Raw genomic sequence first — 12,554 nt, 5'->3', positions numbered from 1 at the left:
TGCAATGCTGTATACCGTGGAATACCAAGGACTGCGGGCATTGGACGCGGCCCGGCCAGAGGAATGACGCCGAAATGTTCACTTCTTCGTGCAAGGGCCATTGATTTGCCCCGCCGGACCGCTAGGCTGACGCCATATTGAAGGAGTTTTCCGATGACCAAAGCCATCGCGCGTCCCATGTCCAACCCGGTCCTGTCACGGCTCTTGCTGGCGTCCGTCCTTTGGCTGTTCGGTGCGGCGATGGTGCTGGCAAGTGACGCTGTCGAACGGTTTGTCGGCAGCTATTCCGGCACCGCCGAACTGGTCAGCGCCGACGGCAAGGTCGAAACCCGCGACATGGGGGTCAAGATCGAGAGGACGAAGAAAGGGTTTATCGTGACCTGGAGTTCGACCACGATCAAATCCGATGGCCGGCGCAAGGAAAAGGAATACTCGGTCGAGTTTGAGCCGACGGACCGTGACGACATTTTCGCCGCCGCCATGCAGCGCAACATGTTCGGCCATGCCGAGCAGCTGGACCCGATGAAGGGCGACCCCTATGTCTGGGGCCGGATCGTCGGGGACACGCTGACCGTCTATTCGCTCTATATCAACGAAAACGGCGGTTATGAAATGCAGCAATATGACCGCACCCTGACGGATGGCGGCATGAACCTTGAATTCCTGCGGGTCCATGACGGGTTCCCGCAGAAATCCGTGGTGGCGTTCCTGGCACGTCAATAGGCGGTCAGGCGGCGCGCATGATCTCGACGCCGTCTTCGACATAAGCCTTGTTTGCGTCCAGCAACCGGCCCAGAAGCTTGCGGAACTGCGGCTTCATCATCGGCACCATCATCCGCCCGATCAGCCCGAATTTCGGCACGAATTCCATCCTGAACGTGACCTCGGTCCGGTCTGGTCCGGTTTCCTGCATCTCGATCGTCGCAAAGGTGTCGCGCACCGGCAGGGTGCCGTTGAAGATCTCGATCTTCATGCGCCGGTTCGGGACATAGTCGATGATCCGTTCCTGGATGAAGTTCCTGCCGTCGCTGAGGTCGCATTGACGCTCGGCGCCAAGGCCGGTGGGCTGCGACTGGTTCACCAGATAGGACGCCGACAGGTTCGGGTTGAACTTTTCGATATGGGCATAGTCGTCCCAGCTTTCCCAGACCTTGGCGACGGGGGCGTTGATGACGCGTTTCAAGATGACGTGTGGCATGGCTCTCCTCCTTGCTGTGGTCCTGAAATAGGTGGCGCGGATACAAGACGAAATGCCGAAAACCGTTACAGGGTGGGGTGAATATGTTACATTCGGGCACCCGATCCCCTGGTAAGGACAGATCATGGACTGGACCGGATTTCCCTATTTCCTTGCCGTTGCCCGCGCCGGCAGTCTGCGCGGCGCGGCCGTGGTCACCGGCGCGACCCACGCCACCGTTGACCGGCAGGTGCGTGCGCTTGAGGCCGCATTTGGCGCGCCGCTGTTTCACCGCACCCGCAGCGGCATGGTGCTGACCCCGGCGGGCGAGGCGCTGTTGCCGATGGCGGAAACCGCCGAGGATGCCGTCATAGGGGCGCAGGCGCGGCTTCTGGGGCTGGACCGACAGCCCAAGGGTGTCATCCGCGTGTCGGTGCCGCCGGTTCTGGCCTATACGATCCTGCCCGAAATCCTGTCAGGCTTCAGCACACGTCATCCCGGTATCGAGCTTCAGATCGGCGTCACCAACCGGTTCGAAGACCTTGCCCGGCTTGAGGCCGATGTCTCGGTACGGGTGGCATACGAGGTGACGCAGGACGTGGTGGGCCGCAAGGTGGTGCAGACCGGGGTCGGGATCTATGGCGCACGGACCTATCTGGACCAGCACCTGCCCAACGCTGGTCCGCAGGGCGAAGGGCTGGACTGGGTGTCATGGGCCGAGAACCCGGATGTGGCGCGCTGGATCACCAAGACGCCTTATGCGCGGGCACGGGTGCATCACATGGCACGCGAAGTGGTGATGCAATACCAGATGATCCGGGGCGGCATGGGATTTGGATACCTGCCCGCGCTGATGGCGGCCCGTGACCCTGACCTTGTCGAGATGCCCGGCACCGAAGTGGAACCGAACCGCTGGATCTGGCTGCTATTGCATTCCGATCTCAGGCGCACGGCGCGCGTGCGGCTGTTCGTCGACTATCTCGCCGAGGCGCTTGTGGCGCGGAAAGCGGAAATCGCGGGGCGGAATTAGCGGCGGAAACTGTCGAGGCTGACAACCTCGGCCTCGGGTTTCTGGGTATCCTCTTCGACCTCGATATCGTCCGGGATTTCGTCACCGTCGTCGGGATCGTCATCATCGTCGCTGTCCTGCGTTTCAAAGCGCAGGCCGAACTCGACCGACGGGTCCACGAAGGTCTTGATCGCGTCATAGGGGATATAGAGCGGTTCGGGCGCGTCACCGAAGTTCAGGGTGACGGAAAACCCGTCATCGGTGACTTCGAGGTTGTCATACCAATGCTGCATGACCACCGTCATCTCGCCCGGATAGCGGTCTTTCAGCCAGTCCGCCATTTTCACGTCCGGGTGATGGGTGTCGAAGGTGATGAAGAAATGGTGGTCACCCGGCAGGCCATCGGCCTCAACGTCACTCAGCACGTCCTGTATCAGCTTGCGCATGGCGCGATGCATCAGGTTGCCATAGTCGATCATGCTGGACATGAGGGGCCTCTCTTTGCTTGCGCTCAAGCCTAAGAAGATTCGCAGGGAAACGAAAGTGGGGCCGGTGGAAAAACTTGCGTCTCAGAGCAGTCCGGCCAGAAGGCCAAGCCCCAGCATCAGACCAAGCAGCCGGATCATCGACAGGCGCACAAGGAAGCCCCCGGCAAGCGCCGCGCCGACCAGCACAAGGGCGCGCGGATCAAGCGTGGCCCAGTCCGGCACCGGGCCAAGCGCCGTCATCTGCGTGCGGGCAAACAAGAGGTGTATGGCAAACCACAGCGACAGGTTGGCAATCACGCCCACCACCGCCGCCGAAATCCGGTCCAGCGCCGCCCGCAGGCGCGGTTGCGCCAGCAGGATCTCGACATGCGGGGCCCCGGCGAAGACCCAGAGGAAACAGGGCACGAAGGTACACCACAAGGCCAGCACCCCCGCCACCAGCGCCAACCCCGCGCCGCCCTGCGCCTGACCGGCCAGCGTGGCGACAAACTGGGTGACAAGGATAAGCGGGCCGGGCGTGGTCTCGGCCAGCCCCAGCGCGTCCATCATCTGCGCGGTGGTCAGCCAGCCGTGATCGCTGGCGACGGTCTGCACCATATAGGCCAGCACCGCATAAGCACCGCCGAAAGTGACCACCGCAAGGGTCGAGAAGAACGTGGCGATCTGCAGCAGGAAGCTATGGCCGCTCAGCGCGACATAGGCGACCGGCAAGGCCCAGAGCGCGCCCCAGAACAGAACGGTGCCTACGGTGCTGCGCCAGCTGGCGCGATGCGCGGGCGTGGCGTGTTGGTCGTCGCGGCCCCCCATGACCGCCCCGGCCAGCCCCGCAATCAGGATCACCAGCGGAAAGGGCAGGGCGCCGGTAAAAAGCGCAGCAAGGCTAAAGAGGGCGATCAGGCGGTTGGGCCAGCCGTGCAGCACCTTCTTCCACAGTTTCACCAGCGCCGTCAGGATGATCGCCACCACCGCCGCCTTGACGCCCAGAAACCCATCCTGCACCAGCGGCAGCGGACCGAACCGGACATAGAGCGCGGCCAGAAGGAAGATGACCGCCGCACCGGGCAGCACGAACAAAAGCCCCGCGATCAAACCGCCCGGCCAGCCGCGCAGCTTCCAGCCGGAATAGGTTGCCAGCTGCATCGCCTCCGGCCCCGGCAGCAACATGCAGAACGACAGCGCGCCAAGGAACTGCTTTTCCTCCATCCACGGCCGGTCCTCGACCAGTTCCTTGTGCATCAGGCTGATCTGCGCGGCAGGGCCGCCGAAGGACAACAGCCCGATGCGGCCATAGACGCGGACCATGTCGGCAAGGGTTGGTGTCTGGGTCATCGACATGGCATGGGTGGATCATGACGGGTGTGCGTGTTCAAGTGCTGATTGCCCTGATCTGGCGGGCTCAGAAGGTGAACAGCACACCCAGCTCGATAAAGGGATAGCCTGGACCGATGCTGTTTTTCAGCTGGCCTTCTTCGGTCACGATGTCATCGGGATCAACGGGATCTCCGGCGATGACCGTGATGTTGGTGGTCAGCCCGTCGGTAAAGATATAGCCGGCAGTGCCCACGAAGGTCGTGTTCTTGCCCATCGGAACATCGAACCCAAGCGCCAGGATCGGCGCGACCTCGCGGGCGAAAGTGGCTTTGGCCTGGATGGTCGTGTTATAGACGTCGTCCCCGACGGTCAGCGGGCCGCTGGCGTCTCCGGTCAGGCTTGACCCAGAGAGGAAGGCCCCGAAGGTCAGCCGGAAATTCGAGCCGCCGATGAAATAGTCACCCAGAAGCGACACGCCGGCGATCCTGGCGTCGACGGTATAGTCAATGCCGGATTCGTTTTCGCTGCCGCGGATGCGCGGGGCCCGCCCGACCACGCCCCGCAGCCGGAACCTGTCGTTGACCTGATAGGCAACCTGACCGGTAATCCCGACTGTCGACAGGCCAAGGCTGAAGGACCAGGGGCTGGAGTCATTGGTGACGGGAAGCGGGGGCTGCATGGCGTCCTCGGCGATGGCAGCCATCGGCGCGGCTATCAGCCCCGTCGTCAGCCCGGTCATCAACGCAGTCACAAGCGCCGGTCCTGTGATCTTGGCCATGATATCCGTCCCTTCCACCCTGATTTGGCAGCAGTGAAGCACAGTTGCCCTTATCCGGCCAGAAATTCCTGATATCAAAGCGCCGGCATTGCAGGGTTGTTGCACCAAACCCCTTTGGCGCATGTGCGGCGCAGAGGCGTCTTGCCGGGATGCGGAAGCTGGTTTGGAGGGGAAGTGCAGGCTTCCGTTGCCATGTGCCTGAATGAGTGAAAGGAAGTGCCGGATTCTGTTGCCAGGCTCCGGCGGGCCCCGCCTCACGCGGCTAGGCGAGAGGGCTTAGTTTTCGGTGTTAGGCACTGCTTACGCAGCGACTGCTACCGGAGCACGATTGTCATTTGCAATTGTACTGTTTGGACCAATAACGGTGGTACCCCGCCGAGACAAAGCTAACCCCTTTAGACGTCCGTCGATCCTATTTCGGCCCCATTTGCCCTCAAATGAAGGGGTTTTGGTGGAGCCGCCGGGTACCGCCCCCGGGTCCGATCCGCTTATTACGAGCGCGTTTATGTCCATAGTCCCCCGAAGGGAACGCTCAATATGTAAGCAAGGACGGCGGTGGGCGCAAGGGGAAGCAGGCGGAATGCCGCGTGCGTCAGCCGGACATATTGCGCTTGGCGCGTGAACCGGGCTATTGGCTTTGCCATTCGTGGATTTTCTGCTGTTTGGACATTGTTTTGCGTGCGTTTCTTGCCACAACCCTGATTGCCGTTTCACCCGCCATCGCCGCATTGCCTGCGGCGGCGGATTCGCTTCACTGGGGCGTCTCGTTCGAGGCCGACGGGCTGGCGGCCCTCGGGGTGGATGATGCCGGTTCGGGCCGTAAGTTTGCCTTTGGCGATTTCGACCTGGCATTGCGCCGGGGGGATTTCGGTCTGACGGCCGGTGTCCTTGGCGTCGTCGGCAAAAAGCACGAAAGCTATGGTGCGCTGTTCTGGCAGGGGGCATCCGGCTGGAAGATCGAGGCGGGCATCCCGCGCCCTGCCTATGATGCGGTGGTCAACGGCGCGCTGATCGGGGCGCTGCCCCGCGCGGCGCTGGACCGGATCGACGAAACCCACTCGTTCCTGACCTTCGCCACCATGACCGAAAAGAAATTCATTCCCTTCGGTGTCACGGTCCGGGGTGATGTTGGGGGCGCAGAGGTTGCGGCGTCGGTGCATTACGAGCCCGACCACGAGGTGACTGCCGCCAGCGTCGCCGGGGCCTTCGCCCGAGGTGCTTTCCGTCTGGAAGGCGCGGTCGAGGTGGTCGAGGACAGCGGGACAGAGGTCAACGGCAAGGTGAAACTTGCCGCCGATCTGTCCCCGGTCATCCTGTCCGTCGCCGCCTTCAACGCCGATGCCAACGGCGGCGGTTCAATGGTCGAGCTGGCGGCGTCATGGCAGGCCACAGACCGCTTTTCCTTCACCGCGTTTCACGACATGCGCGACGGTGGTGCATGGCCCAACCGCACCGGCCTCAGCATGCGGGCCGATTTTGAACGCGGTATTTCGCTGACGGCTGCGGGGATGCACGAGGGTGACGATACGCTGGTCGGGGCCTATCTCGGCTGGCGGTTCTGATCGGGTCAGGGAAGGCAGTTCAGCGGCACGGCACCGGATAGGTGAAGCCCGCCCCGGTTCCCGCGCTCTGGCGCGCGGGGTCAAAACAGGTCACCCGGCCCACGCCGTCATACCAGCGCAGGTTGGGGTCGGTTGGTTCGATCCAGCCATTGTCCCATTTCAGGAACAGTTCGAAATGCAGATGGGTCAGTCCGCCTGAAAACGTGCCCGAGTTGCCCATGCCGCCGATCTGCTGCCCCCGCGCGACGTGGTCGCCCTCGGTCACGTCCCGGCTGGAGAGATGCAGATAGCGGGTGCGATAGACCCGGCCTTTTGCATCCGGGGCATGGTCGATCTCGACCCGTTGACCATAGCCCGGCTCGAAATAGGATTTCACCACCACGCCCGGCGCGGCGGCAAGGATGGGAAACCCCTTGGGGCCGCGAATGTCGATGCCGATATGATCGCCTTCCTTGCCCCGCGCTTCGTTGTCATGGGTCAGGCGGCGGAACTGCTGGAAGATTGACGGCGCATTGGCCGGGACTGTCACGGCAGGCGGGTCAACCGCCTCGGTCGAATAGGCCGCCGACACGCCGTATTCGGTCTGGGCACAGGCACCAAGACCAAGAAGAACCGCAAGTGCGGCAAGGGCAGGGGGCGTGAACGGGCGCATGGGGACTCCTTTCCGGGGCGCACCATGCGCCGAGGTCCGCAGAGGTGCAAGGCAGGATCAGGTCGCGTCGGTGCCGTGCCGCGCCGCATCCCGCGCCGCCATCGCCTGTTGGCCCAATGTCAGCGTATAGGCTGTGAGTTCCGCCAGCGCCGCATCCGCCGCGCCCGCGTCCCCGGCCTCGATCGCGTCGGCAATCCGGGTGTGCAGCGCGATGATCTCTTCCCGCGACCGGGCGGTGAAGGTGATCATGTTCATCAGGGGCTGCATCGCCTCGACCGCGCCCGCAAGCTGGTAGGACAGGACCGGGTTGTCGGCGCCATCGACCAAGGCGCGGTGGAAGGCGACGTCGCTGTCGCAGAACACCTCGTCTGAAAGGCCCGGCTGCCCCTGCCGGTGGATCTCGGCCCGCATGGTCGCCAACTGGTCAGGGGTCCGGCGCTGGGCTGACAGCGGCGCGCAGGCCCGTTCCAGCGCGTAACGCGCTTCGCAGGCGGTCTCGAAATCCACCGCGTTCATCGACAAAAGAAGGGTCGAGGTTGTGATATGCTGGGCGTATGCGTCCTGATAGCGCAGGCGGCGCACGAAGGCGCCCCCGGTCGCGCCGCGCTGGGTGCGAATCAGGTTCTGCGCCGCCAGCCGTTTCAACGCCTCGCGCACGGTGGGGCGGCTGACCTCGAACTGGTCGGCAAGCTCGGCCTCGCTGGGCAGGCGTTCATCGACGATCATCTCGCCCGAGATGATGGCGTCGCGGATCGCCTTGGCGATCTGGGCCGACAGGTCGGCGCGGGATTTTGGATCGATTTTCATTTGTCAGACATTTATTGTTTGCGGCAAGTTTAAATGTCTGACATTAAAGTGTCAAAGGACGAGTCGCGTCTTGGGGAGGATACATGCTGCGCGTCGATATGATCTCGTTTAGGGCGGTCTTCTGGCTGGGGTTCTTTGGCGCGATCCTTGCGGCCTGGTGGTATCTCTACGCGATGGCGACCGGCATGGGGGTTGACCTGATCGGACGCCCCGGACCGATGGCCGAAGCCATGCGCCAGATGGATCCGCGCATGCCGATGTACATGCCGATGGCCAATTTCTGGCCCTTGTTCCTGATGTGGTCGGTGATGATGGCGGCGATGATGCTGCCGACGATGGTGCCGACGCTGCAGACCTATCAGGGGCTGATGAAAAGCGTCCGGGGAAACGGCGCCGGTTTTGCGGGCTGGGTTGGCGTGCTGGCGGGCTACCTGATCGCGTGGATCGGCTTTGCCGCCGTGATTGCCGGCGCGCAGCTGGCGCTGCTTTACGGCGGCGTGATCGACATGCTGGGGATCGCCAAATCCCCGTGGGTTGGCGGCGGGCTGCTGATCGCGGTGGGCGCGTTCCAGTTCACCCGCGCCAAGGAGGTCTGCCACGGCGTCTGTCACAGCCCGATGATGTATTTCATCGGCAAATGGCGACCCGGCGGATTGGGCGGGCTGCGCATGGGGCTGGGGCTTGGCGCATTCTGCGTCGGCTGCTGCTGGGGGTTCATGGCACTGGGATTTGTCGGCGGGGTGATGAGCCTGTTGTGGATGGGCCTTGCCACGCTGTTCATGGTTTTGGAGAAACTGCCCGAGATCGGCCATCGCGTGATGAAGCCGATGGGCGTTATGCTGATCGCGGGGGGCGTGGTGATCCTCGCCGCGCCGCAATTGTTTTACGGAGGATAGGACATGGCGATCAAGAAACGGCCCGAGGCCGAGAAACTGCCGGTTTCACAGCGTATCGACAACCGGCTGGACAATCCGCGCCGCCGCCGCATGACCCCCACCGAATGGGAGATCAAGGGTGAGCTGTTCATGAACTGCTCGTGCGAGGTGGTCTGCCCCTGCGGGATCTCGCTGGGCAAGCACCCGCCCACATACGGCTATTGCCAGACGTGGTTCGCACTGCAGATCGACGAGGGCCATTTCGAGGGCGAAGACCTGTCGGGGCTGAACTGTGCGCTGCTGATCGACATTCCCGGACGCATGGCCGAAGGCGGCTGGCGCGTGGCGGCCTATGTCGACGACAGCGCCAGCGGCAAGGCCTATAACGGGCTGTTGCAGATCCTGTCGGGTACGGCGGGCGGCAACACCGGGGTCTTCAACTTCCTTGTTTCGGAAATCATCGGGGCGGAGCGCGAAAAGGTGCTGATCGAACGCGATGGCCGCCGCCGCAAGATCACCGTGGGCCGCAAAATCCGCGGCGAGATCGAAATGATCCCCGGCAAGAACCCCGACGTGCCGGTGTCGATGGAAAACACGCAATACTGGATGGGGCCGACGATCTACCCGGCGGTCGGGCTGAAATCCAAGGTCATGGACTATGGCTGGGTCTGGGATTTCGAGGGCAAGTCGGCGGATATCATCCCGATCCACTGGACCGGCCCCGGACGGGTCTGACGGAGATGGCCGCGATGATCTCTCCCGAGTTCTGTCGCACCATGGCGCGTTACAATGCCTGGCAGAACCGTCAGATTCAGACCGCCTGCGCGGGGATGACTGAGACCGAGTTGCGCACCGACCGCGGCGCGTTTTTCGGCTCGATCCTGGCGACGCTGAACCACCTTTTGTGGGGTGACATGATCTGGATGAGCCGTTTTGACGGCGGCCCGGCCCCCAGGGGCGGGATCAGGGAAAGCCCCGATCTGTGCCCGACTTTCGCGGTCTGGAGCGCGGACCGGTTCCGCATGGATGGCCGCATAAGGCAATGGGCCGGGGGGCTGCATAACCTCGATCTTGCCGGAGATCTTGTCTGGTTCTCGGGCGCGGCGGGGCGCGAGGTGTCAAAACCCGTTGCCCTGTGCGTCACCCATATGTTCAACCACCAGACCCATCATCGCGGGCAGGTCCACGCGATGCTGACTGCCGCCGGGCAAACCCCCGGCGACACCGATCTGTTCCTGATGCCAGAGGAGGTCTGAAATGGCGTCGATCTTCCCCTCGACCCGCGTGCGCCGCACGCCCTTCAGCGACGGTGTGAACGCCGCCGGGATGACGGTCTGTTCGGTCTATAACCGCATGATCCTGCCATCGGTCTTTGCCAGTGAGGAAGAGGATTACCACCACCTGAAACGCCATGTTCAGGTCTGGGACGTGGCTTGTGAACGGCAGGTGGCGGTTCAGGGGCCGGATGCGCGGGCGCTGATGGACCTTCTCAGCCCGCGCGACCTTGACCGGATGGCCGATGACCAGTGTTTCTATATGCCCGCCATCGACCGCAATGGCGGCATGCTGAACGATCCGGTCCTGGTAAAGCTGGCCGAGGATCACTATTGGATCTCGGTCGCCGATAGCGATTACATCCTTTACGTGACCGGGGTGGCGGATGCCTTGGGGCTGGATGTGCGGGTCTGGGAACCCGATGTCAGCCCGCTGGGGGTGCAGGGGCCGAAATCCGACGACCTGATGGCGCGGGTCTTTGGCGACGCGGTGCGCGATATCCGCTTCTTCCGCTACAAGCGCCTGCCGTTTCAGGGGCGCGACCTTGTGATCGCGCGCTCGGGCTACTCCAAGCAGGGTGGGTTCGAGATTTATATCGAAGGCTCGGACATCGGCATGCCGCTTTGGGACGCGCTGTTTGCCGCTGGTCAGGATTTGAACGTGCGGGCGGGTTGCCCCTCGACGAAAGAACGGGTTGAAGGCGGCCTGTTGAGCTATGGCAATGACATTCGTCAGGAAAACACCCCGTTCGAGGCGGGCTTGGGCAAATTCGTCAATTCACCGCGCGACTATATCGGCAAGGCCGGGCTGATGGCGCGGGCGGAACCGGAACGGCAGATCCGCCCCGTTGAAATTCACGGCGACCCGATCCCGGCCATTGACCGGGCGTGGCCGTTGATGGCCGGTGGCAGGAAGGTTGGTCAGGTGACATCGGCAAGCTGGTCGCCGGATTTCAAGACCAACGTGTCGATCGGCATGGTCGACCGCAGCCACTGGGCGCCGGGAACCACGCTTGAGATCGAAACGCAGGACGGCATGCGCAGGGCAACCGTCCGGGAAACATTCTGGACCTGAGCCCTGTTGCCGCGCCGGGACGCCTCCGGCGGGAGTATTTGGGCAAGAAAGAAGATGAAGGAGAGAGATGATGTTCAACGCTTTGGTTGTGCGCAAGGATGAAGACAGCGGCAAGACGTCGGCGGCGGTGGAACAGCTGACGCTGGATGACCTGCCCGCGGGCGAGGTGACGGTGGCGGTCGAATATTCGACCGTGAACTACAAGGACGGACTTTGCATCGGGCCGGGTGGCGGGCTGGTGCGGAAATACCCGCATGTGCCGGGGATCGACTTTGCCGGGACCGTCGAGGCGTCTTCGGATGAGCGCTACAAGCCCGGCGACAAAGTGGTCCTGACCGGCTGGCGCGTGGGCGAGGCGTATTGGGGGGGCTATGGTCAGAAAGCACGCGTGCGCGCCGACTGGCTGGTGCCGCTGCCCAAGGGGATCGATACGCGACAGGCGATGGCGGTCGGCACGGCGGGGTTCACCGCGATGCTGGCGGTGATGGCGCTTGAGGATCACGGGTTGAAACCGGGGCACGGGCCGGTTCTGGTCACCGGTGCGGCGGGGGGTGTCGGCTCGGTTGCGACGGCGATCCTCTCGGCGCTGGGCCACGAAGTTGCCGGTGTGACCGGGCGGCCCGATACTGCCGACTACCTGAAATCGCTGGGCGCGACCCAGATCGTGGCGCGCGAAGAGTTGAACGAGACCACCAAGCGGCCCCTGGAATCCGAAACATGGGCGGGTTGTGTCGATGCGGTCGGCGGCGCGATGCTGGCGCGGGTGCTGGGACAGATGAAATATGGCGCCTCCGTCGCCGCCGTTGGTCTGGCGGGGGGCGCGGGGCTTCCGGCCACTGTCATCCCCTTCCTGTTGCGCGGGGTGAACCTGTTGGGGATCGACAGCGTCATGCAGCCCTATGACAACCGCCTGCGGGCGTGGGAGCGGATCGCGGCGGATCTGCCGATGGACAAGCTTGAGGCGATGGTCCAGCCCGCGACCCTGGCCGATCTGCCCAAACTGGGGGCGGATATCCTGCAAGGCCAGGTCAAGGGCCGTGTCGTGGTTGACCTGGGCGCCTGAACGGACCAGAAACGGGGCAGGGCGGTCACGGGGCCGCCCTGTTTGCCGGTTCAGGAGCGTGACATGGCCTATGACAGTGACAATATCTTCGCCAAGATCCTGCGCGGGGAAATCCCCTGCGAGAAGCTTTACGAGGACGACGACACCTTTGTTTTCATGGACATCATGCCGCGCGCCGATGGCCATTGCCTTGTCATTCCCAAGACGCCCTGCCGCAACATGCTGGACGCCAGCCCGGAACAGCTGGCCGCCTGCCTGAAAACGGTGCAGATCGTCAGCCATGCCTGCCTGACCGCGTTTGATGCCGAAGGTATCACGCTGCAGCAGTTCAACGAACCGGCGGGCGGACAAGAAGTCTATCACCTGCATTTCCACATCCTGCCGCGTCACGAAGGCGTCAAGCTGCGCCCGCCGGGGCAGATGGCGGATTTTGCCGTCTTGAAAACCCATGCGGACAAGATCCGCGCGGCGCTGGCTGGCTAG

General features: G+C 63.3%; 15 protein-coding genes and 1 other RNA gene. 9 read left to right on the top strand and 7 right to left on the bottom strand.

Annotated elements, in window-relative coordinates:
* Window positions 1–153 precede the first annotated feature (153 nt).
* Window positions 154–723 carry a hypothetical protein gene (locus tag JQ863_RS13105; RefSeq protein WP_239113284.1) on the top strand — a complete coding sequence of 190 codons (570 nt, stop codon included), beginning with the start codon at window positions 154–156 and terminating at the stop codon, window positions 721–723.
* 4 nt (window positions 724–727) lie between these two features.
* Here the strand turns inward: JQ863_RS13105 and JQ863_RS13100 are convergent, their stop codons facing one another.
* Complete coding sequence (locus JQ863_RS13100; protein WP_204114604.1) at window positions 728–1,198, bottom strand: SRPBCC family protein; 471 nt, start codon at window positions 1,196–1,198, stop codon at window positions 728–730.
* 124 nt (window positions 1,199–1,322) lie between these two features.
* Between JQ863_RS13100 and JQ863_RS13095 the strand changes: the two genes are divergently transcribed.
* The gene (locus JQ863_RS13095) at window positions 1,323–2,207 is read left to right on the top strand and encodes a LysR family transcriptional regulator (protein WP_204114603.1); all 885 of its coding nucleotides are present in this window, start codon (window positions 1,323–1,325) and stop codon (window positions 2,205–2,207) included.
* Here JQ863_RS13095 and JQ863_RS13090 read toward each other — a convergent pair.
* The 4 genes from JQ863_RS13090 to ssrA form a co-directional block, all read right to left on the bottom strand.
* Window positions 2,204–2,674 carry an SspB family protein gene (locus JQ863_RS13090; RefSeq protein ID WP_204114602.1) on the bottom strand — a complete coding sequence of 157 codons (471 nt, stop codon included), beginning with the start codon at window positions 2,672–2,674 and terminating at the stop codon, window positions 2,204–2,206. The genes JQ863_RS13095 and JQ863_RS13090 overlap by 4 nt on opposite strands.
* Window positions 2,675–2,755: 81 nt before the next feature.
* Entirely contained in the window at window positions 2,756–4,009 is a 1,254-nt protein-coding gene (gene chrA / locus JQ863_RS13085) for a chromate efflux transporter (RefSeq protein WP_420826273.1), read from the bottom strand.
* A 61-nt stretch (window positions 4,010–4,070) separates the two neighbouring features.
* Entirely contained in the window at window positions 4,071–4,763 is a 693-nt protein-coding gene (locus JQ863_RS13080; protein ID WP_204114601.1) for a hypothetical protein, read from the bottom strand.
* 215 nt (window positions 4,764–4,978) lie between these two features.
* Window positions 4,979–5,332: a transfer-messenger RNA gene (gene ssrA / locus JQ863_RS13075) on the bottom strand.
* A gap of 105 nt (window positions 5,333–5,437) precedes the next feature.
* Here ssrA and JQ863_RS13070 point away from each other — a divergent pair.
* The gene (locus JQ863_RS13070) at window positions 5,438–6,325 is read left to right on the top strand and encodes a hypothetical protein (RefSeq protein WP_204114600.1); all 888 of its coding nucleotides are present in this window, start codon (window positions 5,438–5,440) and stop codon (window positions 6,323–6,325) included.
* Window positions 6,326–6,344: 19 nt separating this feature from the next.
* On the opposite strand, the gene JQ863_RS13065 is transcribed toward JQ863_RS13070, so the two are convergent.
* Both JQ863_RS13065 and JQ863_RS13060 read right to left on the bottom strand, forming a co-directional pair.
* Window positions 6,345–6,977, bottom strand: coding sequence for a M23 family metallopeptidase (locus JQ863_RS13065; RefSeq protein WP_204114599.1), 633 nt, complete (start codon window positions 6,975–6,977; stop codon window positions 6,345–6,347).
* Between the two features lie 57 nt (window positions 6,978–7,034).
* Window positions 7,035–7,784: a FadR/GntR family transcriptional regulator gene (locus tag JQ863_RS13060; RefSeq protein WP_204114598.1), complete on the bottom strand. Its 750-nt coding sequence runs from the start codon at window positions 7,782–7,784 to the stop codon at window positions 7,035–7,037.
* 83 nt (window positions 7,785–7,867) lie between these two features.
* On the opposite strand from JQ863_RS13060, the gene JQ863_RS13055 reads away from it, so the two are divergent.
* From JQ863_RS13055 to JQ863_RS13030, 6 genes are all read left to right on the top strand, one after another.
* A complete protein-coding gene (locus JQ863_RS13055) occupies window positions 7,868–8,680 on the top strand; it encodes a DUF2182 domain-containing protein (RefSeq protein ID WP_204114597.1) in 813 nt (270 codons plus the stop codon).
* A 3-nt stretch (window positions 8,681–8,683) separates the two neighbouring features.
* Window positions 8,684–9,394 carry a DUF1326 domain-containing protein gene (locus tag JQ863_RS13050; protein WP_204114596.1) on the top strand — a complete coding sequence of 237 codons (711 nt, stop codon included), beginning with the start codon at window positions 8,684–8,686 and terminating at the stop codon, window positions 9,392–9,394.
* Window positions 9,395–9,399: 5 nt separating this feature from the next.
* On the top strand, window positions 9,400–9,915 hold the full coding sequence (locus JQ863_RS13045; RefSeq protein WP_338055521.1) for a DinB family protein: 516 nt from the start codon (window positions 9,400–9,402) through the stop codon (window positions 9,913–9,915).
* A gap of 1 nt (window position 9,916) precedes the next feature.
* Window positions 9,917–11,008, top strand: coding sequence for a dimethylsulfoniopropionate demethylase (locus JQ863_RS13040; RefSeq protein ID WP_204114595.1), 1,092 nt, complete (start codon window positions 9,917–9,919; stop codon window positions 11,006–11,008).
* Between the two features lie 70 nt (window positions 11,009–11,078).
* Entirely contained in the window at window positions 11,079–12,071 is a 993-nt protein-coding gene (gene acuI / locus JQ863_RS13035; RefSeq protein ID WP_204114594.1) for an acryloyl-CoA reductase, read from the top strand.
* 63 nt (window positions 12,072–12,134) lie between these two features.
* Window positions 12,135–12,554: an HIT family protein gene (locus JQ863_RS13030; protein WP_204114593.1), complete on the top strand. Its 420-nt coding sequence runs from the start codon at window positions 12,135–12,137 to the stop codon at window positions 12,552–12,554.

The sequence above is a fragment of the Shimia biformata genome, assembly GCF_016888515.1.
In the GTDB taxonomy this organism is placed as follows: domain Bacteria; phylum Pseudomonadota; class Alphaproteobacteria; order Rhodobacterales; family Rhodobacteraceae; genus Shimia_A; species Shimia_A biformata.
Note: the sequence above shows the minus strand (reverse complement) of the source record. Positions and strands in the feature narration are given on the sequence as shown.

Excerpts from the sequence above, each read along its gene's own strand:
- JQ863_RS13105 (WP_239113284.1), top strand. The coding sequence starts at position 154 with ATGACCAAAGCCATCGCGCGTCCCATGTCCAACCCGGTCCTGTCACGG.
- JQ863_RS13100 (WP_204114604.1), bottom strand. The coding sequence starts at position 1,198 with ATGCCACACGTCATCTTGAAACGCGTCATCAACGCCCCCGTCGCCAAG.
- JQ863_RS13095 (WP_204114603.1), top strand. The coding sequence starts at position 1,323 with ATGGACTGGACCGGATTTCCCTATTTCCTTGCCGTTGCCCGCGCCGGC.
- JQ863_RS13090 (WP_204114602.1), bottom strand. The coding sequence starts at position 2,674 with ATGTCCAGCATGATCGACTATGGCAACCTGATGCATCGCGCCATGCGC.
- chrA (WP_420826273.1), bottom strand. The coding sequence starts at position 4,009 with ATGTCGATGACCCAGACACCAACCCTTGCCGACATGGTCCGCGTCTAT.
- JQ863_RS13080 (WP_204114601.1), bottom strand. The coding sequence starts at position 4,763 with ATGGCCAAGATCACAGGACCGGCGCTTGTGACTGCGTTGATGACCGGG.
- JQ863_RS13065 (WP_204114599.1), bottom strand. The coding sequence starts at position 6,977 with ATGCGCCCGTTCACGCCCCCTGCCCTTGCCGCACTTGCGGTTCTTCTT.
- JQ863_RS13060 (WP_204114598.1), bottom strand. The coding sequence starts at position 7,784 with ATGAAAATCGATCCAAAATCCCGCGCCGACCTGTCGGCCCAGATCGCC.
- JQ863_RS13055 (WP_204114597.1), top strand. The coding sequence starts at position 7,868 with ATGCTGCGCGTCGATATGATCTCGTTTAGGGCGGTCTTCTGGCTGGGG.
- JQ863_RS13050 (WP_204114596.1), top strand. The coding sequence starts at position 8,684 with ATGGCGATCAAGAAACGGCCCGAGGCCGAGAAACTGCCGGTTTCACAG.
- JQ863_RS13045 (WP_338055521.1), top strand. The coding sequence starts at position 9,400 with ATGGCCGCGATGATCTCTCCCGAGTTCTGTCGCACCATGGCGCGTTAC.
- JQ863_RS13040 (WP_204114595.1), top strand. The coding sequence starts at position 9,917 with ATGGCGTCGATCTTCCCCTCGACCCGCGTGCGCCGCACGCCCTTCAGC.
- acuI (WP_204114594.1), top strand. The coding sequence starts at position 11,079 with ATGTTCAACGCTTTGGTTGTGCGCAAGGATGAAGACAGCGGCAAGACG.
- JQ863_RS13030 (WP_204114593.1), top strand. The coding sequence starts at position 12,135 with ATGGCCTATGACAGTGACAATATCTTCGCCAAGATCCTGCGCGGGGAA.